This window comes from Mycobacterium sp. 1245852.3 (assembly GCF_001669335.1).
Taxonomy (GTDB): domain Bacteria; phylum Actinomycetota; class Actinomycetes; order Mycobacteriales; family Mycobacteriaceae; genus Mycobacterium; species Mycobacterium europaeum_A.
Genome location: NZ_LZLL01000016.1, coordinates 1 through 21,489, shown reverse-complemented (window position 1 = coordinate 21,489; position 21,489 = coordinate 1). Strand labels below are relative to the sequence as shown.

Sequence of the window (21,489 nt, the reverse complement as noted above, 5' to 3'; positions counted from 1 at the left end):
GCATGAATCTGGCGGCGGTGCTGCTGGCGGCGGCGCTGTGGATCGGACCCGGGCCAACCCTGGTGCGCGGTCGCGCCGGAGTGCCGCTGCGCGGCGGTCGGCTGCGGCGAAGCACCGGGTCGCCGCGCGGCCCGGATCCGCTGGCCGTCGCTTCCTGTCTGGACGTGCTGGCCGTGTGCCTGGCGGCGGGCATGGCGGTGTCGAGCGCCGCGGCCGCCGCCGCCCCGTCGGCGCCGCCGAATCTGGCCAGGGTGCTGCGCCGCGCCGCCGCTCTGCTCGCGCTCGGCGCCGATCCCGCTGTCGCATGGTCCGTTCCGTCCGGCGCGCAGGATGCGACCGACCCGCAGATCGATGCGCTGCTGCGGTTGGCCCGACGTTCGGCGTCCTCGGGTGCGGCGCTGGCCGGTGGCGTCGCCGAGTTGGCCGAGGACTCTCGCCACGGCGCCGCGCACGCGGCGAGTGCGGCTGCCGAGCGGGCGGGCGTACTGATCGCCGGACCGTTGGGCCTGTGCTTTCTGCCGGCGTTCGTCTGCCTGGGCATCGTCCCGGTGGTGGCCGGTCTGGCCGGTCAGGTTCTGCAATCGGGTCTGCTATGAAAAGAGAGGAAGTCATTGATACTCAACCTGTTTCGCGAAATCTCCGCTCGGCTGGCCGTGCTGGCCGCCGACGAGTCGGGCATGTCGACGGTGGAATACGCCATCGGCACCATCGCGGCGGCCGCGTTCGGCGCCGTGCTGTACACCGTCGTCACCGGCGATTCCATCGTCTCGGCGCTGACCAACATCATCGGTCGCGCGCTCAATACCAAGGTCTGACCGGAAGTGCCGGTGCCAGCACGGTCGAGGCGGCACTGGGCATCGCCGCCCTGGTTGTGGTGCTGGTGCTGTGCCTGGCCGGTGTCACCGCGGTGTCGATGCAGGTTCGTTGCATCGACGCCGCCCGCGAGACCGCCCGGTTGGCGGCCCGCGGCGACGAACGCTCCGCCGCGGCTGCCGCTCGTCGGCTCGCGCCGGCCGGTGCGCGAGTGGACCTGCGGCGCGACGGGAAATTCCTGGTGGTCACGGTCGTCGCGCATTCGAAGGTGTTGCCCGCCATCGACATTGCGGCCAGTGCGGTCTCGGCGGCCGAGCCGTCGCGGTGATCGAGGCTCGGCCACGCTGGTCGCGGCCTGGATGATCGTGGTGTTGCTGACGGCGACCGGCGCGGGTGTGTACCTGGGCTCGGCGGTGGTGGCCCGCCACCGCGCGCAGGCGGTGGCCGACCTGGCCGCCTTGGCCGCGGCGGCAAGGCTGAGCTCGGGAGCGGACACGGCGTGCGCGGGCGCCACCGTGCTGGCCCACCGGATGCGAGTCGACGACATCGGCTGTGTGGTCGACGGTCTCGATGTCGTCGTCACTGCGCGGGTGGCGGTCGCGCTCGGCGGCGCGGCAAAGGCCGCCGCACGGGCGGGGCCCGCGGCCGGGGGATCCGACTAGGGCGCGGCGTCCGGCGTCGGCGACAATCCCGCGGAGGCCAGCTCGTCGTCGGTGGGCAGGCGCAGGGAGACCAGTCCGGCGTAGGTATCCGGCTCCAGTTCCACCCGGTTGACGGTGACGTGCACCGGCACCCAATCCCCGTCGTGCCCGGGCATCCGCAACACCCGGCTGGTGGCACCGCCGCTGAATTCCCTTGTCATGGTGGACATCAGGTCCTGGTCGTCGGGGTGCACCCGGGGCTTGCCCGTCTCGCTGCTGCGCCAGTCGTAGAAGGTGCAGGGCTCGTCGAGCCATTTCAGCAGCGACCAGGTGTTGAGGTCGATCAGCGCGCGGTGCACCCCGGCCTGGGCCAGGCCGCTGAGGATTCGCTGCGCGAGATCGTCGGTCGACACCTCCGGGCCCTTGAGTTCGGATTGCCAGTTAATGGCCCTCGCCACCAAATGCTCCCGGCCGTCGGGCCCCGGTTCCAAAACCGTGCGCGCGACAAAACCGATCCGGATCGACTCTCCCCGCCAGTCGGTGAGATCCCAGGTGCTGCACAGGGTTTGGTCCGGCTTGGCTTTGACCGCCATGGCCAGGACTTTGGTTTCGTTCGGGTTGAGTTCCCGCGACGGCAGGTCCTCGGCGAACGCCCTGCCGAAGGTGACCTCGACCTCGGGGTTCTTGCCGCTGTTGATCAGCGATTCGCGGGTATCGGTGGCCACGCCGAGCGTCAGGTCCCATTTCAACGGCCCCGGGACCGGCCGCTCGGGTGGTTCGGCGTCGGCGGGGCCGGTCCAGACATGCACGCCGTGGATGAATCCGTCCGACATCACCACCGGTTCGGTGCGAATGATGCGGTCTCGCTTGGGCGTGATGCTGGTCAGCGCCTGGCCGGTCTGCACCGACTCCGCGATCGCGGTGCGCACCGCGGCCAGATAGGGACTTCGGCGCAGGAACGTGGTGATGGGGACGAGATTCTTGAGTTGGCGGCCCTGCGCCACAACGGTGGGATCACCCCCGAGTGTCTCCACGAGCAACCAGTCGTGGGCCATGCGGCCGATTTTACGGTGAGGGCATGGATCAGTGGGAGTGCGGGCTTCGCCACATCACCCGGGGGCGGTCGTCACCCGCCGGGCTCGCCCTTCCGTGGCCCCCGCGCCAGTTCCGCGAGAACCAGCTTCAGCACCAGCACCGCGCCCGCCTTGTCGAGGGGGTCGTTGCCGTTGCCGCACTTGGGGGACTGCACACACGACGGGCATCCCCTGGGGCACTCGCACGCCTCGATGGCGGTGGCCGTTGCGCCCAGCCAGGTGCGGGCCTGGCGAAAGCCCCGTTCGGCGAAACCCGCGCCGCCGGGATAGCCGTCGTAGACGAAGACGCTGGGCAGGCCAAGGGGATCGGGCCCGACGGCCGTGGACAGGCCGCCGATGTCGCCGCGATCGCAACTGGCCACCAGCGGCAGCAACCCGATCGCCGCGTGTTCGGCGGCGTGCAAGGCGCCCGGGATCCGGATCGCCTCAATACCGTTGCGCTGCAACGCATTTTCGGTGATGGTGTACATCGCCGCCATGGTGGCCAAGGTGTGCTCCGGCATGTCGAGTTCGATGAAGTCGATCACCTCCCCGGAGAGCCGGCGGCGCAGGTACCCCACCACCTGGTGGGTGACGCGCACCGGCACCAGGCCCAGGGTGACCGGCCCGTACGTCAGGCGCTCGCCGGCGCCGGTGACGGCGATGTCGGTGATCTCCCGTGCGTACGTCGCGTAACCGGGGTCCTCGGCGTGCACGAACGCGATGCCTTCCTCGGTGTCCAGCGAGTCGACCACGTAGCTGTCGCCCTGGTGCAGGTACACCGCGCCGGGGTGGACGGTGGCCGGCGCCCGACCCGTGTCGGCGCTGCCCAGCAACCTTCCGGTGTCCGCCTCCAAGATGACGATCTGACCGCCCGCCGAGCCCCGGATGTCCACCGCGCCATGAGGTTCCAGGCCGGGCACCGGAAAGTACTTTCCGCTGCGCCGGCGCAGCAGCCCGTCATCGACCAGGCCGTCGGCCACCTCGGTGGCGCCGAGGGTGCGCACCTCGGCCTCGTCCAGCGGCAGTTCGGTTGCCGCGCACAGCAGCTGCGGACCCAGGATGTACGGATTGCCCGGGTCGATCACGACCCGTTCGACCGGCTTGTCCAGCAGCGCCGCGGGGTTGTGCACCAGATAGGTATCCAGCGGATCGTCCCGGGCGACGAGCACCACCAGCGCGCCCTGGCCGCGCCGCCCGGACCGGCCGGCCTGCTGCCAGAACGAGGCGACCGTGCCGGGGAAACCGGCCAGCACCACCGCATCTAGGCCGGCGATGTCCACGCCCAGCTCCAGCGCGTTGGTGGTGGCCAGGCCCCGCAGCCGGCCCTCGGCCAGCGCGCGCTCCAGCGCGGTGCGGTCCTCGGCAAGGTAGCCGGCCCGATACGAAGCGACCGTGCGGGACAGCTCCGGAGCGATGTCATCCAGCCTCGCCTGCGCGCCGAGCGCGGTCAGTTCCGCTGCGCGGCGGGACCGCACGAACGTCAGCGTCTGAGCGCCCTCGGCGATCAGGTCGGCCATCACCCGCGCCGCCTCGGCACCGGCGGACCGCCGCACCGGCGCCCCGTTCTCGCCGGTCAGGTCGGCCCGCAGCGCGGGCTCCCACAACGCCACGGTCCTGGCGCCCTGCGGTGACCCGTCCTCGGTGACCTCCTCGACCGGCAGCCCGATCAGCTCGGCGGCCGTCGCGCCCGGCGAATCCGTTGTGGCGCTGGCGAAGATCACCGTCGGTGACGACGAATAGCGGGCACACAACCGCAGCAGGCGGCGCAGCACCATCGCCACGTTCGAGCCGAATACCCCACGGTAGTAATGGCATTCGTCGACCACCACGAACCGCAGGCCACGCAGCAGGACGGCCCAGCGGGCGTGGTTGCGCAAGATCGACAAGTGGATCATGTCGGGGTTGGAGAACAACCACCGCGAGCGTTCCCGCGCGAAGCGGCGGACCTCCGTCGGGCTGTCACCGTCGTACGCGGTGGGGGCGACCCCGAAACCGGGATCGTGCAACCGTGGAACCGCCGCCGTCAGCGCGTGCGCGGCGCGCAATTGGTCGTGGCCCAACGCTTTTGTCGGTGACAGGTAGAGCACCCGGGCGCGCGGATCGGTCGCCAGCGCGTTGAGCACCGGAAGCTGGTAGGCCAGTGACTTTCCCGAGGCGGTACCGGTGCTGAGCACGACATGACGGCCCGAGTACGCCAGGTCGGCGGCCGCGAACTGATGCGACCACGGTGATTTGATCCCGCGCTCGGCGAACGCGCCGATGACGTCGGACTCGGCCCAGTCCGGCCAATCGTGCGGCCGGCCGCTGCGCGCCGGCAGTTCGGCGACGTGACGCAGCGGATGTTCGTCGGCCGCGGTTCCGGCGAGTGCGGCGGCCAGCAGGTCGCTGCCGAAACTCGCCATCTCACTTCCTCCGGGATCCGATTGTGAAATCGGCCTGCGAATCGGCCTTCGAATCGGCGGATGACACAAGTCTGTCGCCGACGCGATGAACATGGTTGACTATTTGCGGTCGCAGCTTCTGTGTTCGTGTCAAACTTTCGCAGGATCGACGTTGCGGCCGCGGTTCCTGCGAGGTTAATCGGTCGGGTGAAGTTCCGGCGACTCAGCGAGGTATGGCGGTCGTACCAGGCCCGGGGCATCGAAAAGCGATGCCCCGCACCCAGAAGAAAAGGAAAGATCGAGAGATGCCACAGGGAACTGTGAAGTGGTTCAATGCGGAGAAGGGCTTCGGGTTCATCGCCCCTGAAGACGGTTCCGCGGATGTGTTTGTCCACTACACGGAGATCCAGGGTTCGGGCTTCCGCACCCTCGAAGAGAACCAGAAGGTCGAGTTCGAGATCGGCCATAGCCCTAAGGGCCCCCAGGCCACCGGAGTCCGCTCCGTCTAAACGAGAGCAGACCTGAACGGATACCCCCCGTGCAGACCCGCCCAAAGCGGGTTCAGCCGGGGGGTTTCCTCTTTTACTGCGGCAACCAGGCGTGCATGCCCGTCGACGCCCCGCGGCGCGCCGGTTGCCTCAAGACGCGGGCGGGCCCCCTGGCCTACTGTCGGTGGCGTGAGCCAGCTTTCCTTCTTTACAGCGGAGTCGGTGCCGCCTGCGGTCGCCGATCTTTCCGGTGTGCTGGCGGCGTCCGGGCAGATCGTCACCGTCGGTGCTACCGGTGAAAACGCCGTTGCGGGTGCTCGGCTGTCGGTGGTCGTGGACCAGCCCTGGCGGGCCTCGGCGCTGGCCGAGATGATCCGGGAGGCGGGCCTGGTCGCCGAGATCGGCCGTACCGACGAGGACACCCCGTTGGTACGCACCGCCGTGGACCCCTCGCTGAGCACGCTGGCCGCCAAATGGACGCGCGGGGCGGTCAAGACCGTGCCGCCGCGCTGGCTGCCCGGCCCGCGCGAGCTGCGGGCGTGGACGCTGGCGGCCGGAAACCCGGAGGGCGAGCATTACCTGCTGGCATTGGACCCGCACGCGCCGGACACGCACTCGCCGCTGGCGTCGGCGTTGATGCGCGTGGGGATCGCGCCCACCCTGATCGGCACCCGCGGCGGGCGCCCGGCGTTGCGGATCAGCGGACGCCGTAGGCTATCGCGCCTGGTAGAAAACGTGGGGGAACCGCCCGACGGCGCCGACGCGTCCGCCCGCTGGCCGCGCGTCTAGCCGGCGGATGGCGGCCGAAATTCCGCCGTTTTCGCGAAGGTCAGTTTGCGCAGGCCCGCCCAAGGGTGCGAAATTGTCAGGTGCCGCAGGGCGAAGGAACGGTCGCGTACCTGAATTTCACCGGAATTTTCGATGCCGACCTGTCATTCTTCCTGCAGGTGGTCTCGCAGGGGGGACCAATCACGGATGGAGCGTAAGGGCAGTTGGCTGACCCGAAACTAAAGGACACCAGTAGCGGCGGGAATGGCAGCCGCCGGCGACTCGTGATTGTCGAGTCGCCCACCAAGGCGCGCAAACTGGCCGGCTACCTGGGCTCCAGGTACATCGTCGAGTCCTCGCGCGGCCACATCCGCGACCTGCCCCGGGCCGCCGCCGACGTGCCGGCGAAGTTCAAGTCGGAGCCCTGGGCCCGCCTCGGGGTCAACGTCGACGCGGACTTCGAACCGCTGTACATCATCAGCCCCGAGAAGAAGAGCACGGTCACCGAACTCAAGGGCCTGCTCAAGGAGGTCGACGAGCTCTACCTGGCCACGGATGGTGACCGCGAGGGCGAAGCCATCGCCTGGCACCTGCTGGAAACCCTCAAGCCGAACATCCCGGTCAAGCGGATGGTGTTCCACGAGATCACCGAGCCGGCCATCCTCGAGGCCGCCGAAAACCCGCGCGACCTGGACATCGATCTGGTCGACGCGCAGGAAACCCGGCGCATCCTGGACCGGCTGTACGGCTACGAGGTCAGCCCCGTGCTGTGGAAGAAGGTCGCGCCCAAGCTGTCGGCGGGCCGGGTCCAGTCGGTGGCCACCCGGATCATCGTGCAGCGCGAACGCGACCGCATGGCGTTCCGCAGCGCCTCCTACTGGGACATCGTGGCCCAGCTGGACGCGAGCGTGTCCGACCCGCAGGCCTCGCCGCCCACCTTCACCGCCCGCCTGACCGGCGTCGACGGCCTGCGCGTGGCCTCCGGCCGCGACTTCGACTCGCTGGGTCAGCTGCGCAAGGCCGACGAGGTGACCGTTCTCGACGAGGCGAGCGCCACGCAGCTGGCCGCGGGCCTGCGCGGGGCGCAGTTGTCCGTCGCATCGGTGGAGGAGAAGCCCTACACGCGGCGCCCCTACGCGCCGTTCATGACCTCGACGCTGCAGCAGGAGGCCGGCCGCAAGTTGCGGTTCTCCTCCGAGCGCACCATGAGCATCGCCCAGCGGCTCTACGAAAACGGCTACATCACCTATATGCGTACCGACTCCACCACGCTGTCGGAGTCCGCGATCAACGCCGCCCGCACGCAGGCCCGCCAGCTCTACGGCGCGGAATACGTGTCCCCGTCGCCGCGGCAGTACACGCGCAAGGTCAAGAACGCCCAGGAGGCGCACGAGGCGATCCGCCCCGCGGGCGAGACCTTCGCGACCCCGGACGCGGTGCGCCGCGAGCTCGATGGCGACGAATTCCGCATCTACGAGCTGATTTGGCAGCGCACGGTGGCCTCGCAGATGGCCGACGCCCGCGGCACCACGCTGAGCCTGCGGATCAACGGTCAGTCGGCGGGCCGCGACGTCACGTTCTCGGCCAGCGGTCGCACCATCACCTTCGCGGGTTTCCTGAAGGCCTATGTGGAGACGGTGGACGAATTGGCCGGCGGCGAGGCCGACGACGCCGAGAGCCGGCTGCCGCAGCTGACCAAGGGCCAGCGGTTGGACGCCATCGAACTCACCCCCGACGGCCACGCCACCAATCCCCCGGCGCGTTACACCGAGGCGTCACTGGTCAAGGCGCTCGAAGAGCTGGGCATCGGCCGCCCGTCGACGTACTCGTCGATCATCAAGACCATCCAGGACCGCGGCTACGTGCACAAGAAGGGCAGCGCCCTGGTGCCGTCCTGGGTGGCGTTCGCCGTAACCGGTTTGCTGGAACAGCATTTCGGCCGCCTGGTCGATTACGACTTCACCGCGGCGATGGAAGACGAGCTCGACGCGATCGCCTCGGGGCAGGAGCGACGCACCGACTGGCTCAACAACTTCTACTTCGGCGGCGAGCACGGGGTGGCCGACTCGGTGGCCCGCTCCGGCGGCCTGAAGAAGCTCGTCGGCGTCAACCTGGAAGGCATCGACGCCCGAGAAGTCAACTCCATCAGGCTATTTGATGACGAACAGGGCCGGCCGGTCTACGTCCGGGTGGGCAAGAACGGGCCTTACCTGGAACGCATGGTGACCGGTGATGACGGCGAGCCCAAGCCGCAGCGGGCCAACCTCAACGACTCGCTGACCCCCGACGAGCTCACGCTGGAGGTGGCCGAGCAGCTGTTCGCCACGCCGCAGGAGGGCCGCGTGCTGGGGGTGGACCCGGAAACCGGACACGAGATCGTCGCCAAGGACGGCCGGTACGGCCCTTACGTTTCCGAGGTCCTGCCGGAGCCGCCGCCCGACGACGACGGCAGCGCCGCGCCGGCCAAGAAGGGCAAGAAGCCGACCGGCCCCAAGCCCCGCACCGGTTCGCTGCTGCGCACGATGGACCTGCAGACGGTCACGCTCGAGGACGCGCTGCGGCTGCTGTCGCTGCCGCGCGTGGTCGGGGTGGACCCCGCCACCGGCGAGGAGATCACCGCGCAGAACGGCCGGTATGGCCCATACCTCAAGCGCGGCACCGATTCTCGCTCGCTGGCGACCGAGGAGCAGATGTTCGACATCACCCTCGAGGAAGCGCTGAAGATCTACGCCGAGCCCAAGCGCCGCGGCCGACAGGGTGCCGCCGCGCCCCCGCTGCGTGAGCTGGGCGCCGATCCGGCGACGGGCAAGCCGATGGTGATCAAGGACGGCCGGTTCGGTCCGTACGTCACCGACGGTGAGACCAACGCCAGCCTGCGCAAGGGTGACGACGTGGCATCGATCACCGACGAGCGCGCCGCCGAACTGCTGGCCGATCGCCGGGCTCGTGGCCCGGCCAAGCGTCCGGCCAAGAAGACGACCCGCAAGGCGCCGGCCAAGAAGGCGCCGGCGAAGAAGGCCGCCAAGCGCAGCTGAGCCCGGCTCTCAGTAGCCCGGGCCGATGGCCTCGCCGGACATCTCCTCGGTCCGCGGCCGGGTGGGCGCGGGGTCGGTCGTTCCGGCCAGGTGCACCGGGCGTGCCAGCTGGGTGGGCGCGCGGCGGCCGCGCAGCTCGACCACCTCGCCGACGTCCCAGCACAGGGCCTCGGCGTCCAGCGCGCCGCTGACCGCGATCGCCGACGCGAGCACGTGGCCGGGCTCGAGCTTGGCCAGTTCGGTCAGCCGGGCGGCCTCGTTGACCGGGTCGCCGATCACCGTGTACTCGAAGCGGGCCTGCGCGCCGATGTGACCGGCGATGGCCCGCCCGGAGGACACCCCGATGCCGAACTCCGCCGAACCGATCACCGGCAGCAGCGCGTCGTGCAATTCCCGGGCCGCGGCCAGCGCTCCGCCGGGCGAGTCGGGGTGTTCGATCGGCGCGCCGAAGATGGCCAGCGCGGCGTCACCCTGGAACTTGTTGACGAAACCGCCATGCTTGCCAACGGTTTCCACCACCACCCGGAAGAACTCGTTGAGCAGGTGGACGACCTCGGCGGGTGGCCGGGTGGAGGCCAGCTGGGTGGACCCGACCAGGTCGACGAACAGCACCGCGACGTCGCGCTCCTGGCCGCCCAGCTCGGTGCCGCGCTCCAGCGCCCGGCGGGCCACGTCCTCACCGACGTAGCGGCCGAACAGGTCCCGCAGCCGTTGCCGCTCGGACAGGTCGCGCACCATGTCGTTGAAGCCCGCCTGCAGCAGGCCGAGCTCGCTGGCGTCGTAGATCTGCATGTGCGCGTTGTAGTTTCCGCGCTGCACTTCGGAAAGCGCCCAGCGCAGCTGGCGCAGCGGGTCGGCGATCGACATGGCCACCAGCAGCGTGCTGACTCCGCCGATGCCCAGCGCCGCCACCGCCAGCAACAGGATTGGGGTGAACAGCTTCTCCGGTGTGGCGTGCAGCAGCGAGGTCTTGTCGGCCACCACCGCCAGCACGATCGCCAGCACCGGCACGGCGGTGGACAGCATCCACGTCAGGATCTGGCGCAGGATGACGCCGGGCGCCTTGACGTTTTCGGGCACCCCGCTGCGCAGGGCGGCCACCGCCACGGGCCGCAGCACCCGTTCGGACTGCAGGTAGCCGATGATCGAGGTGGCCGCGGCGCCCAGCCCGGTGGCCACCGCCACCACGGGTGCGGCGTACCGCGCCACCGACCAGCTGGCGATGATGAACACCACGCTGCCGATGGCCCAGGCCACGATGCTGATCAGGGTGCGGTAGAACGGCATTCGCAGCGCGCGGCTGCGGGCCAGTTCAGTGGCGGCCGGGTCGGCCTCGGCGAGCATGTTGTCGCGGCGCTGCCACCGGAACACGGGCAGCAGCAGCCGCAGCGTGACGGCCAAACCGGTGAGGAACACGACGACCAGCGCGGTGGCGAAGATCGCCACGTTCAGCACCGGCAGGTCCTGTAACTGGATGCGGTCCTCGGGCGGCAGCGCGTAGCGCAGGAAGCCGAGCACGAACAGGGCGCCGATGATGTCGGCCTGCAGCATGCTGAGCGAGAACAGCGGCCACGGCGTGCGCATCACCCAGCGGACGAATGCGCTGATCCGCCCCGGTAGTGCCGCCGCCGTAGTCACTTACCCACCGTATCGGGCGGCGGCGACGTCTCGGAAACTTAATAGCGATCTCGGCAGGTCGCCCGCGATGCCCAACCGGCGCCGAAGATAACGGAATGGTCGCGGTACGGTGGCCGTTCGGTATCTGTCGGCACCGCCACTACTGTTACCGGTGATGTCCGGGGTGTTTACGCGGCTGGTAGGCCAGGACGCGGTGACGGCCGAGCTGCTGGCCGCCGCCCGAGCCGCCCGTGGTGACGCCGACCACAGTGGGTCTGGCGCCGGGACTATGACACACGCGTGGCTGATCACCGGCCCGCCGGGCTCCGGGCGCTCGGTGGCGGCGCTGTGCTTCGCGGCCGCCCTGCAATGCACGTCGGCCTCTGACGACGGCGAGCCGGGCTGTGGGCGCTGCCACGCGTGCACGACGACCATGGCCGGCACCCACGCCGACGTGCGGCGGGTGATCCCCGAGGGCCTGTCCATCGGCGTCGACGAGATGCGCGCGATCGTGCAGATCGCGTCGCGGCGCCCGGCCACCGGGCACTGGCAAATCGTGGTGATCGAAGATGCGGACCGGCTGACCGAGGGCGCCGCCAACGCCCTGCTGAAGGTGGTCGAGGAACCGCCGCCGTCGACGGTGTTCCTGCTGTGCGCGCCGTCGGTGGATCCCGAGGACATCGCGATCACGTTGCGTTCCCGGTGCCGCCATGTGGCGCTGGTGACGCCCTCGGCCGAGGCGATCGCGCGGGTGCTGGTCGACAGCGACGGCCTGACCCCCGACACGGCGAACTGGGCGGCGTCGGTCAGCGGCGGGCACGTGGGCCGGGCGCGACGGCTGGCCACCGATCCCGAGGCCCGGGCGCGCCGGGAGCGGTCGTTGACGCTGGTGCGCGACGCCGCGACCCCGTCGCGGGCCTACGCCGCAGCCGAGGAGCTGGTGGCGGCGGCCGAGGCCGAGGCCGTTGTGCTGACCGCCGACCGCGCCGAGGCCGAGACCGAAGAGCTGCGCACGGCCCTGGGCGCGGGCGGCACCGGCAAGGGCACCGCGGGCGCCATGCGCGGCGCGGCCGGGGCGATGAAGGACCTTGAGCGACGCCAGAAGTCGCGTCAGACCCGGGCCTCGCGCGATGCGCTGGACCGCGCGCTGATCGACCTGGCGACCTACTTCCGCGACGCGCTGATGGCCTCCGCCCTGCAAGGGGGAGCCGCGGTGCGGGCCAACCACCCCGACATGGCCGAGCGGGTGGCCGCGCTGGCCGCCCACGCCCCGCCCGCGCGGCTGCTGCGCTGCATCGAAGCGGTGCTGGAGTGCCGCGAGGCGCTGGCGATCAACGTCAAGCCCAAGTTCGCCGTCGACGCCATGGTCGCCACCATCGGCCAGCAACTGCGCGACTAACCGCCTGGCTTGGGTCTGCCCGCCCGCCTGCCGTAGACTCGTGCCGCCCGGCGTGCGGGTATGCCGCCTTAGCTCAGTCGGTAGAGCGATTCACTCGTAATGAATAGGTCGGGGGTTCGATTCCCCCAGGCGGCTCCATCTTTTTCACCCGACGCGTTCACGCCGGCGCGACGAACCCCACCGGGCCCGATGCGATGCACAACGCCAGCGCGGTCGTGTTGGCGCGCACCGTGATCGCGTCGCCGGCGCCCGGCAGCCGCGCGAAGACCCGGTTGAGTCCGGGATGCACCGGCACCTTGACCTCGGGACCCTGCGTCATCGACAACGTCATCGAGCCGTCGCTGTTGGCCAGGTAGTTCAGTTCGACCGTCCAGTCGGCGGGCAGCAGCGGGCCGTCGAGGGCTAGGCGCGCCGGGCGGTCCGGCTGGGCGAAGTAGCCGCACTGGGGCATCGGCCCGGGCGCGATGGTCCGGACCCAGGTCACCCGCGCCTTGATCAGCCGCCCCGAGGGGTCGAACATGCGCAATTGTGTTGTGGCCGGCGCGAATTCGGGCCTGTCCCGCAGCAGGGCGAACAGGTGGCTGGCCAGATTCTCCGGCGCGGCCACCCGCTGCAACACGAACGGGTCGACCTCCTGATCCAGCAGCGGCGCGTCCGAGGCCGCGTGGGCCGCGGCCAGCGACGCCCGGGCGTTGCGCAGATAGGGCTGGGCCGGGTTGTCGCGCCAGCTGGTCAGGAACGTGGCCGTCGAGTACAGGCTGCTGGCCACGAACAGCACCGCCAAAACCGCGACCGCCGCGGCGCGTTTCGGTGAAGCGTCGAGCCAGCGCGGCCCGGCCTGCCGGTTGGGCGCGCACAACGCCACCGCGGCCAGCAGCGCCAGCACCACGACCAGATCGGGCAGGTAGCGCAGCGTCTGCGCCAGCTCGAGCGCGGTTTGCTTCGACGACCGCATCAAATAGATCGGCACCTGGCAGGCCACGGCGTAGCCGACGGCGATTGCCCACACCGGCCCGATGCGCTCCTTGCGCACCAGCGACACCGCCAGCGTCGCGGCCAGCACCAGCCACCCCAGCGCCATCACCGACGGCGGGGGCGTGGCCCAGGGCGAGGCGGGCGCCCAACGGTCCCAGTGCCACGGCCCGCCGGCCAGCCCCGGCACGATGCCGTGCGTGATCGACCGCGCCAGCAGCCGGCCCGTCATCGACAGGTCCGAACTCCACCGCTGCTGATTGACCACGGCCAGATAGAGCGTGATCCAGGCGGCGGTGAGCGCCAGCGCGGCGATCCACAATCGCAGGCCGGCCCGCCACACCGTCGCCACCGCCGATCCCAGGCTGCGATCGCCGGTCACGTGGCCCAGCAGCGTGGCCACCGCGAACGCGACGAACGGGATCACCGCGGCCTTCTCGAAGAACAACAGGCCACCGAGGTAGACCAGCACGCCGGTCACCGCGTAGCGCTGTTTGCCGGTGCGCACCAGCGCGACGGCGTCGGCGCTCACCCAGGCCAGCGCGGCCAGCATCGGCAACGAATTCAGCGCGGCCGCCCACCACGCGAAGCCGGGCACCGCCAACGGGATGAACAACGCGAACGTCAACGGGATCAGCAGCACCGGCCGCCAGCCCAAGATGACGTGCAGCGCACGCAACAACGCCAGCGAGGCCAGCAGTTGCAGCACCAGCAGGCTGACCGCCGGCCAGGTCCAGTCCAGTGGCGCGAGCCGGATGATGGTGCCCGCGAGCAGAAATGCCCCGGGCATGACGTGCCCGTCGTGGTCGTCGAACAGGTACGAGGGCGCCAGCAGGTGGTGGGCGCCGGCCTTGCCGATGAGGATCAGGTCGTCCCAGTAGAAGTAGCCGCCGAAGGCCAGCACCGCGCGCACGGCCAGCTGCACCGCGATGAGCGCGACCGCCACGACCGCTATGTATGGTGGGCCGGTGCGTGCACTGGTTACCGGGGCAGCCGGATTCATCGGCTCGACGCTAGTCGACCGTCTGTTAGCCGACGGTCATGCGGTGGTGGGGCTGGACAACTTCGCCTCGGGCCGCGCGACCAACCTCGAGCATCTGGCCGACAACCCGGCCCACGTCTTCGTCGAGGCCGACATCGTGACCGCCGACCTGCAGGCAATCCTCGACGAGCACCGCCCGGAGGTGGTGTTCCACCTGGCGGCCCAGATCGACGTGCGGCACTCGGTGGCCGACCCGCAGTTCGACGCGTCGGTCAACGTGATCGGCACCGTGCGCCTGGCCGAGGCCGCCCGCCGGGCGCAGGTGCGCAAGATCGTGCACACCTCCTCGGGCGGGTCCATCTACGGCATCCCGCCGCGCTACCCGACTCCCGAGAGCGTGCCGACCGACCCGGCGTCGCCGTATGCCGCGGGCAAGGTGGCGGGCGAGATCTACCTGAACACCTTCCGGCACCTGTACGGCCTGGACTGCTCGCACATCGCGCCGGCCAATGTCTATGGGCCGCGCCAGGATCCGCACGGTGAGGCCGGGGTGGTGGCGATCTTCGCCCAGGCGCTGCTATCGGGCAAGCCCACCAAGGTTTTCGGCGACGGCGGCAACACCCGCGACTACGTCTTCGTCGACGACGTCGTGGACGCCTTCGTCAAGGCCTCCGGTGACGCCGGCGGCGGGCAGCGCTTCAACGTCGGCACCGGCATCGAAACCTCAGACCGCCAACTGCATTCGGCGGTGGCGGCCGCCGTCGGGGCGCCCGACGACCCGGAGTTCGCGCCGCCGCGGCTGGGTGACCTCAAGCGGTCCTGCCTCGACATCGCTTCTGCCGCAGAGGTTTTGGGGTGGAAGCCGAAGGTCGAGCTGTCCGACGGGGTGGCCCGCACGGTGGAGTACTTCCGCCGGGCGCAGGCCCGCTAGGTCGTTTCGGGAGCCTGCGCGGATTCCAGAGCCACCGCACGGGCCAGCCGCGCGTAGCGCAGCTCCAAGTCCTTGAACCGCATGTACGTGCTGAGCGTGGTGAAGCAGAACGCCATGATCAGCGCGTAGAGCATCAGGTCGGTGCCGCGGCGCACCCCGAACCACTGGGCCACCACCGTGGTGTCGTCGGGGCGCAGCACCGCATAGATGCCGCCCAGCACGAACACCACGTAGCCGACCTTCACCCAGGCCTTTGACCGCGAATTGCGCCGCGAGCGCAGCAGATAGACCAGCAGCGCGACGATCGACCCGATCAGCAGCACCTGAATCCAGTTCATGGAGTCCTCCCTCGCAGGAATCCGTCGAAAATGATGTTGACACCGTTGAGCAGGGGCTGCCCCTTGGACCTCGAGTACTCGGTGTAGAGCACCTCGATCGGCTCTTCGGCGACGCGCCAATGGTTTTCGTCGATCAGCATGACGAATTCGTTGGCGTGGCTCATGCCGCTCATGGTGATGTCCAGCCCGTCGGCGACCTTCTTGTTGAACACCCGCAGCCCGTTGTTGGTGTCGGTCAGGCCAAGTCGGCGGCCGCGCCGGCTCAGCCGCGCGGCGGTCTGCAGCACGATCCGTTTCACCAGCGGCGGCCGGGCCCCCTGCTGCGTGCCGAACCGGGTGCCGATCACGACGTCGACATCCCCGGCGCGCAACCGGTCGACCATGGTCGCCAGGTCCTTGACGCGGTGCTGGCCGTCGGCATCGAACGTGGCGAAGATCTGGGCGCCCGGCTGCCTGCGGGCGTACTCCACGCCGGTCTGGATGGCCGCGCCCTGCCCGAGGTTGATCGGGTGGCGCACCAGGTGAGCCCCGGCCCGCCGGGCGATCTCACCGGTGTCGTCGGCGCTGCCGTCGTCCACGCAGACGACGTTGTCGAATACCGAGCGCACATCGGCCACCACCTCGCCGATGACAGCTGCTTCGTTGAAGGCGGGAATGACGACCCAGACGACCGAATAATGCGTTTCAGTACCCATCTAAGCCCACAAGGTACACGCTGGTGCAGGCCGAATCAGCCGGTAGAGCGCGCGGCGCGCGACAGCGCCACCAGATGGACGCCGATGCCCACCACCGGGCCGCACAGCAACCCGACCACGGTCCGGGTCTGCAGGGACAACGGCAGCAACAGCAGCAGTCCCGAGGCGACCGTGGCGCTCACCCAGCCCAGCGAGTAGGCCCGGTGCAGCGCGGCGGCCACCGCTGCAGCCCCGGTCAGCGTCAGCATGGCGATCGCCACCGCCGCCGCGGTCAGCCACGCCAGCAGCGCGCTGCTGGCGTGGTACTGCGGCCCGAAGGCCACCCGCAACAGCCAGGGGCCCAGCACGCCCGCGGCCGCCACGCCGACCGCGCCGATCGCCCCGACGATCGCGGCCGGGGCGAGCAGCGCGCGAATCCGATCGCTGCGCTCGTCGACGAAATGCGCAATCAGGTTGCCCTGCATGGCCGTCAGCGGCACCAGCAGCGGCGCGCGGGTCAGCGTGACGGCCAGGATGATCACCCCGCCCTGCGCGCCGAGCTCGGCGCTGGTCAGCTTCAGCAGCACCGGAAATCCCATCACCAGGATGGCGCTGGCGCCGGCCGCGGTGATCGAATGTGCCGCGCCCCGTAGGAAGGTCGCCGTCCCGCCCGGGGTGAGCAGCCGGGCGGTGGCCCTGGTGGCCGGCGAGGCCACCAGCAAGATCAGCCAGGCGACCGCCCCCGCCACCGTCGCCCACAGGAAGCCGACCAACCGCCACCCGAGCGCCACGGTGGCCGCGGCCACCGCCACCCGGATGACGGCGTCGGTCACCATGAGCGCGCCGTAGCGGGTCCACTGGTTGGTGCCGGCCAGCATGCCCAGCAGGGTGGCGTGCACGCAGAATCCGGCCAGGCCGACCGACAGCAGCGCCACCGACAGCAGCCGCGCCTCGACGAACACCCGCCCGCTCCACAACGGCGAACTGCCGGCGATCACGACGGCCGCGGCCACGCCCACCAGCATGGCGACCCGCATCGGGTGGGTGCGCGGTTCGCCGGGCACCGGCAGCGCGGCCAGGTCGCTGACATAGGGGGTGGAGCGGACCTCGCGGGTGGTCTCCTGCAGCAGGCCATTGGCGGCGCCGGTGACCAGCCCGAACGCCCCCCAGAACACCCCGAATATCGAAAAGCCGCTCGGCGCCAGGTCACGAGCGGCCAGGTAGATCACCGCGTAACCGCACAGCGCGGTCACGGCGGTGGCGGTGCCGACCCTGGCCATGCTGCCGCGCGCCACCGGCCCCTGCGAGGCGCTGATCTCGGTCATCGGGGCGGCGGCGCTTTCGGCCGACTGCCCCGATTTTTCGCCACAATTTGAAAATTCTATGCGGCCCGCAGTGGACGCCGGCCGCGACGATCCGGTTGGCTAGTGTGGGCGGCGGCCGGAAAGGATCCATGTCCGCTTTGCGCACCTTCGGGGTCTCGCTGTTGGTCACCGCGGCGGCACTCGGCCTCGGATACGCCTACGGCGGCTTCAAGGGTCTTTACCTGCTGCTGGTGCTGGCCGCCCTCGAGGTGTCGTTGTCGTTCGACAACGCGGTCATCAACGCCTCGATCCTGAAGCGGATGAGCCGCTTCTGGCAGCGGATGTTCCTGACCATCGGGATCCTCGTCGCCGTGTTCGGCATGCGGCTGCTCTTCCCGCTGCTCATCGTGTGGGCGACCGCTGGCCTGGATCCGGTGCGGGCGATGTCGTTGGCGCTGCATCCACCGCCGCACGGCGCGCTGGAGTTCGCGGACGGGTCGCCCAGCTACGAAAAGCTCGTCATCGCGGCTCACCCGCAGATCGCGGCGTTCGGCGGAATCTTCCTGTTGATGCTGTTCCTGGATTTCCTGTTTTATGACCGAGACCTCAAGTGGCTTAAATGGATTGAGATCCCGTTCGCACGCATCGGCCGGCTGGGGCAGGTGTCGCTGGTGGTCACCGGACTGGCGCTGGTCACGGTGGGCACGCGGCTGACGCACTCGGGGGACGAGGCTGCGACGGTGCTGACCGCCGGGCTGCTGGGCATGGTGACCTACCTGGTGGTGAACGGATTGAGCCGAGCCTTTCGGCCGTCCGACCCCGAGGCCGGCACCGCCCCCAGCCCCGCGACCGGCTGGGCCGGCCTCACGCTGTTCCTCTACCTGGAAGTCCTCGACGCCGCCTTCTCATTCGACGGTGTCACCGGGGCGTTCGCCATCACCTCGGACCCCGTCGTCATCGCGCTCGGGCTGGGCCTGGTGGGCTCGATGTTCGTCCGGTCGATCACCATCTACCTGGTTCGTCAGGAAGCGCTGGGCCGGTACGTGTACCTGGAACACGGCGCGCACTGGGCGATCGGGGCGCTGGCGGTGATCATGCTGGCCTCGATCGAGCCGCGGTTCGAGATCCCCGAGGCGATCACCGGCTCGGTCGGGGTGGTCTTCATCGCGGCCGCCCTGGGCTGGAGCATCCTGCGCAATCGGCGCGTCGCCCGCGCCGAGCGTGATCAGTGCGCGCCTCCGCGCGTCAGTGCCCCTGGGCCTTGAACCGCTCGATCGAGCGCTGGATCTCCGCCTCGGCGTCCTCGCGGCCGACCCAGTCCGCGGCCTTGACGAACTTGCCCGGCTCCAGGTCCTTATAGTGCACGAAGAAGTGCTTGATCACGTCCAGCTCGAACTCGGGAACGTCGCCGATGTCCTGGATGTGGTCCCAGCGGTGGTCGCCGGCCGGCACGCACAAAACCTTGTCGTCGCCGCCCTTTTCGTCGGTCATCCGGAACATCCCCACCGGGCGAGCCTCCACGATCACGCCGGGGAACACCGACTGCGGCAGCAGCACCATCGCGTCCAACGGGTCGCCGTCCTCGCCGAGGGTGTCCTCGATGAAGCCGTAGTCGGTCGGGTAGGCCATCGCGGTGTAGAGGTAGCGGTCCAGACGTAGCCGACCGGTCTCGTGGTCGACCTCGTACTTGTTCCGCTGGCCTTTTTGAATCTCGATGGTCACGTCGAATTCCACCGCGTCGGCTCCTTGTCTGATTAGGCAGGCCAATTTTGCTCTGCTACACCCTAGTCGAGCGCATCGGCGCCGATTCGGCAGAATGGGTCGCAGACAGTCAGGAGAGTCATGGCCCGTACTCGCTGGCAAAAATCCACCCCAGTGTTCATCGGGTTGGGCGTGCTGGCGTTTGTCGTCGCCGTCGTGGTGGCGGCAGCGTTTTTCACCACGGCCGGGCACGGCGCCAACAGCGCGCATGCCCCGATCCCGCCGCCGCACGCGCCGACGGTGAAGCCGGGCATGGTCCCGGTGAGCGACACCGCCGAGCTGCCCAGCGGACCCGGTGTGGCCGCCATGCTGGCGCCGGTGGCGGGCGACCCCAACCTGGGCCGCCTCGGCGGCCGGGTCACCGACGCCATCACCGGGAAAGAGCTGTGGCAGGTGGCCGACGACCTGCCGCTGGTGCCCGCGTCCACCAATAAGGTGCTCACGGCGGCCGCGGCGTTGCTGACGCTGGACCGCCAGGCGCGGATCAGCACCCGGGTGGTGGCGGGCAGCCAGAACGCCCAGGGCCCCGTCGTGCTGGTGGGAGCGGGCGATCCGGCGTTATCGGCGGCGCCGCCCGACGTGCCCACCTGGTACCGGGGATCGGCGCGGATCAGCGACCTCGTCGAGCAGATCCGGCGCAGCGGCGTGACGCCGACCGCGGTGCAGGTGGACACCTCGGCGTTCAGCGGGCCGACGATGGCGCAGGGTTGGGACCTCGCCGACGTCGACAACGGCGACATCGCGCCGATCGAGTCGGTGATGATCGACGCCGGACGCATCCAGCCGAGCACGGTCAACTCGCGGCGGTCCCGCACCCCGGCCCTGGACGCCGGCCGGGAGCTGGCCAAGGCGCTGGGCCTGGACCCCAACGCGGTGACGATCGCCACCGCGCCGTCGGGAGCCCGGCAGCTGGCGGTGGTGCAGTCGGCGCCGCTGGTCCAGCGGCTGTCCGAGATGATGGACCACTCCGACAACGTGCTGGCCGAGAGCATCGCCCGCGAGGTGGCGGCTGCGATCAACCGGCCGCGCAGCTTCGCCGGCGCAGCCGACGCGGTGACCAACCGGCTGACCACCGCCCACGTCGACACCACGGGCGTGGTGCTGCTGGATTCCAGTGGACTCTCGGTCGACGATGCGGGCGGCCGGCACATGGCCCCTGTCAAAGCCGTCGGTGATCAGGCCGGTGACGTCACGCACCAACGGTTCGGCCTTGACCGACGAGGTGGCGAGTTCGTCGATCACCTGGCGGCGGGTGTAGTCGCTGGACGGCGGGCCGGGCCTGGCCAGCCGCCGACCCACCGTGGCCGCGAATCGCCAGTCGACCGCGGTGCCCAGCGTCAGCTCCGACGCCGGCGTCATGAGCACCCACAGGACCACAGCCGGGTCGCCAGCGCGTCCATCACGTTGCGGCCGTTCGGGCCGGCGTTGTTGGAGATGAACGCGAAGGTGAGCACCCGGCCGCTGCGGTCGGTGAGCACCCCGGCCAGCGCGTTGATGCCGGTCAGGGAGCCGGTTTTGGCCCGCAGCCAGCCCGCCGGCCCCTGGGCCGTGGAGGCGTCGGTGAAGCGATCGGCCAGCGTCCCGCTACCGGCGGCGATGGGGAGCAGGTCCAGCAGCGCCCGCAGCGACGGCTGGTCGGGCCCGGCCGCCGCCTGCAGCACGCCGTCGAGCGTCTTGGCCGTCAACCGGTCGTCGACCGAGAGTCCACTGGAATCCAGCAGCACCACGCCCGTGGTGTCGACGTGGGCGGTGGTCAGCCGGTTGGTCACCGCGTCGGCTGCGCCGGCGAAGCTGCGCGGCCGGTTGATCGCAGCCGCCACCTCGCGGGCGATGCTCTCGGCCAGCACGTTGTCGGAGTGGTCCATCATCTCGGACAGCCGCTGGACCAGCGGCGCCGACTGCACCACCGCCAGCTGCCGGGCTCCCGACGGCGCGGTGGCGATCGTCACCGCGTTGGGGTCCAGGCCCAGCGCCTTGGCCAGCTCCCGGCCGGCGTCCAGGGCCGGGGTGCGGGACCGCCGCGAGTTGACCGTGCTCGGCTGGATGCGTCCGGCGTCGATCATCACCGACTCGATCGGCGCGATGTCGCCGTTGTCGACGTCGGCGAGGTCCCAACCCTGCGCCATCGTCGGCCCGCTGAACGCCGAGGTGTCCACCTGGTACCGGGGATCGGCGCGGATCAGCGACCTCGTCGAGCAGATCCGGCGCAGCGGCGTGACGCCGACCGCGGTGCAGGTGGACACCTCGGCGTTCAGCGGGCCGACGATGGCGCAGGGTTGGGACCTCGCCGACGTCGACAACGGCGACAT

General features: G+C 70.2%; 18 protein-coding genes, 1 tRNA gene and 4 pseudogenes. 13 read left to right on the top strand and 10 right to left on the bottom strand.

Features of this window, described 5'->3' with window-relative positions; genetic code table 11:
* The first annotated feature begins 2 nt into the window (after positions 1–2).
* The 4 genes from A9W96_RS00635 to A9W96_RS00620 are packed head-to-tail and all read left to right on the top strand — an operon-like array spanning position 3 to position 1,475.
* Positions 3–596 (top strand): type II secretion system F family protein, encoded by a 594-nt coding sequence (locus tag A9W96_RS00635; protein ID WP_197499354.1) that lies wholly within the window; start codon positions 3–5, stop codon positions 594–596.
* Between the two features lie 18 nt (positions 597–614).
* Positions 615–815, top strand: coding sequence for a DUF4244 domain-containing protein (locus A9W96_RS00630; protein WP_066867734.1), 201 nt, complete (start codon positions 615–617; stop codon positions 813–815).
* On the top strand, positions 812–1,141 hold the full coding sequence (locus A9W96_RS00625; RefSeq protein ID WP_197499355.1) for a TadE family type IV pilus minor pilin: 330 nt from the start codon (positions 812–814) through the stop codon (positions 1,139–1,141). Before A9W96_RS00630 ends, A9W96_RS00625 begins: the two co-directional genes overlap by 4 nt.
* Positions 1,110–1,475, top strand: a complete 366-nt coding sequence (locus A9W96_RS00620; RefSeq protein ID WP_369829403.1) for an Rv3654c family TadE-like protein — start codon at positions 1,110–1,112, stop codon at positions 1,473–1,475. The genes A9W96_RS00625 and A9W96_RS00620 overlap by 32 nt, the downstream gene beginning before the upstream one ends.
* Here the strand turns inward: A9W96_RS00620 and A9W96_RS00615 are convergent.
* Positions 1,472–2,509 (bottom strand): PAS domain-containing protein, encoded by a 1,038-nt coding sequence (locus A9W96_RS00615; protein ID WP_066867597.1) that lies wholly within the window; start codon positions 2,507–2,509, stop codon positions 1,472–1,474. The genes A9W96_RS00620 and A9W96_RS00615 overlap by 4 nt on opposite strands.
* A 71-nt stretch (positions 2,510–2,580) precedes the next feature.
* Complete coding sequence (locus A9W96_RS00610; protein ID WP_067137327.1) at positions 2,581–4,932, bottom strand: DEAD/DEAH box helicase; 2,352 nt, start codon at positions 4,930–4,932, stop codon at positions 2,581–2,583.
* A gap of 284 nt (positions 4,933–5,216) precedes the next feature.
* Here A9W96_RS00610 and cspA point away from each other — a divergent pair, with 284 nt between their 5' ends.
* The 3 genes from cspA (at position 5,217) to topA (ending at position 9,202) form a co-directional block, all read left to right on the top strand.
* The gene (gene cspA / locus A9W96_RS00605) at positions 5,217–5,420 is read left to right on the top strand and encodes a cold shock protein CspA (RefSeq protein WP_007166602.1); all 204 of its coding nucleotides are present in this window, start codon (positions 5,217–5,219) and stop codon (positions 5,418–5,420) included.
* Positions 5,421–5,588: 168 nt separating this feature from the next.
* Entirely contained in the window at positions 5,589–6,188 is a 600-nt protein-coding gene (locus tag A9W96_RS00600) for a hypothetical protein (protein ID WP_067137325.1), read from the top strand.
* Positions 6,189–6,391: 203 nt separating this feature from the next.
* The gene (topA, locus tag A9W96_RS00595; RefSeq protein ID WP_066867589.1) at positions 6,392–9,202 is read left to right on the top strand and encodes a type I DNA topoisomerase; all 2,811 of its coding nucleotides are present in this window, start codon (positions 6,392–6,394) and stop codon (positions 9,200–9,202) included.
* Between the two features lie 9 nt (positions 9,203–9,211).
* On the opposite strand, the gene A9W96_RS00590 is transcribed toward topA, so the two are convergent.
* Positions 9,212–10,786, bottom strand: coding sequence for an adenylate/guanylate cyclase domain-containing protein (locus A9W96_RS00590; protein WP_231998023.1), 1,575 nt, complete (start codon positions 10,784–10,786; stop codon positions 9,212–9,214).
* A 208-nt stretch (positions 10,787–10,994) separates the two neighbouring features.
* On the opposite strand from A9W96_RS00590, the gene A9W96_RS00585 reads away from it, so the two are divergent.
* Both A9W96_RS00585 and A9W96_RS00580 read left to right on the top strand, forming a co-directional pair.
* Positions 10,995–12,218: a DNA polymerase III subunit delta' gene (locus A9W96_RS00585; RefSeq protein WP_066878065.1), complete on the top strand. Its 1,224-nt coding sequence runs from the start codon at positions 10,995–10,997 to the stop codon at positions 12,216–12,218.
* A gap of 62 nt (positions 12,219–12,280) precedes the next feature.
* Positions 12,281–12,356: transfer RNA gene (locus tag A9W96_RS00580), tRNA-Thr, on the top strand.
* A 19-nt stretch (positions 12,357–12,375) separates the two neighbouring features.
* Here A9W96_RS00580 and A9W96_RS00575 read toward each other — a convergent pair.
* Positions 12,376–14,193, bottom strand: coding sequence for a hypothetical protein (locus tag A9W96_RS00575; RefSeq protein ID WP_156765058.1), 1,818 nt, complete (start codon positions 14,191–14,193; stop codon positions 12,376–12,378).
* Here A9W96_RS00575 and A9W96_RS00570 point away from each other — a divergent pair.
* The gene (locus tag A9W96_RS00570) at positions 14,159–15,103 is read left to right on the top strand and encodes an NAD-dependent epimerase/dehydratase family protein (RefSeq protein ID WP_156749032.1); all 945 of its coding nucleotides are present in this window, start codon (positions 14,159–14,161) and stop codon (positions 15,101–15,103) included. The genes A9W96_RS00575 and A9W96_RS00570 overlap by 35 nt on opposite strands.
* On the opposite strand, the gene A9W96_RS00565 is transcribed toward A9W96_RS00570, so the two are convergent.
* The 3 genes from A9W96_RS00565 to A9W96_RS00555 are packed head-to-tail and all read right to left on the bottom strand — an operon-like array spanning position 15,100 to position 17,440.
* On the bottom strand, positions 15,100–15,441 hold the full coding sequence (locus A9W96_RS00565; RefSeq protein WP_066867579.1) for a DUF2304 domain-containing protein: 342 nt from the start codon (positions 15,439–15,441) through the stop codon (positions 15,100–15,102). The genes A9W96_RS00570 and A9W96_RS00565 overlap by 4 nt on opposite strands.
* Positions 15,438–16,136, bottom strand: coding sequence for a glycosyltransferase family 2 protein (locus A9W96_RS00560; protein WP_066878063.1), 699 nt, complete (start codon positions 16,134–16,136; stop codon positions 15,438–15,440). Before A9W96_RS00560 ends, A9W96_RS00565 begins: the two co-directional genes overlap by 4 nt.
* Before the next feature lie 35 nt (positions 16,137–16,171).
* Complete coding sequence (locus A9W96_RS00555) at positions 16,172–17,440, bottom strand: hypothetical protein (RefSeq protein ID WP_066867572.1); 1,269 nt, start codon at positions 17,438–17,440, stop codon at positions 16,172–16,174.
* Between the two features lie 128 nt (positions 17,441–17,568).
* On the opposite strand from A9W96_RS00555, the gene A9W96_RS00550 reads away from it, so the two are divergent.
* A complete protein-coding gene (locus tag A9W96_RS00550) occupies positions 17,569–18,684 on the top strand; it encodes a DUF475 domain-containing protein (RefSeq protein ID WP_067137323.1) in 1,116 nt (371 codons plus the stop codon).
* Here the strand turns inward: A9W96_RS00550 and A9W96_RS00545 are convergent.
* The gene (locus A9W96_RS00545; protein WP_066867566.1) at positions 18,665–19,153 is read right to left on the bottom strand and encodes an inorganic diphosphatase; all 489 of its coding nucleotides are present in this window, start codon (positions 19,151–19,153) and stop codon (positions 18,665–18,667) included. The genes A9W96_RS00550 and A9W96_RS00545 overlap by 20 nt on opposite strands.
* A 108-nt stretch (positions 19,154–19,261) precedes the next feature.
* On the opposite strand from A9W96_RS00545, the pseudogene dacB (A9W96_RS00540) reads away from it, so the two are divergent.
* A pseudogene (gene dacB, locus A9W96_RS00540) lies at positions 19,262–20,314 on the top strand (D-alanyl-D-alanine carboxypeptidase/D-alanyl-D-alanine-endopeptidase); the annotation flags it as partial.
* On the opposite strand, the pseudogene A9W96_RS29975 reads toward dacB (A9W96_RS00540), so the two are convergent.
* Positions 20,303–20,539 (bottom strand): annotated as a pseudogene (locus A9W96_RS29975) (zinc-dependent metalloprotease); the annotation flags it as partial. The pseudogenes dacB (A9W96_RS00540) and A9W96_RS29975 sit on opposite strands and share 12 nt — an antisense overlap.
* A pseudogene (dacB, locus tag A9W96_RS29970) lies at positions 20,536–21,339 on the bottom strand (D-alanyl-D-alanine carboxypeptidase/D-alanyl-D-alanine-endopeptidase); the annotation flags it as partial. The pseudogenes A9W96_RS29975 and dacB (A9W96_RS29970), both read right to left, overlap by 4 nt.
* Between dacB (A9W96_RS29970) and A9W96_RS29965 the strand changes: the two are divergent.
* A pseudogene (locus A9W96_RS29965) lies at positions 21,335–21,489 on the top strand (D-alanyl-D-alanine carboxypeptidase); the annotation flags it as partial. The pseudogenes dacB (A9W96_RS29970) and A9W96_RS29965 overlap by 5 nt on opposite strands.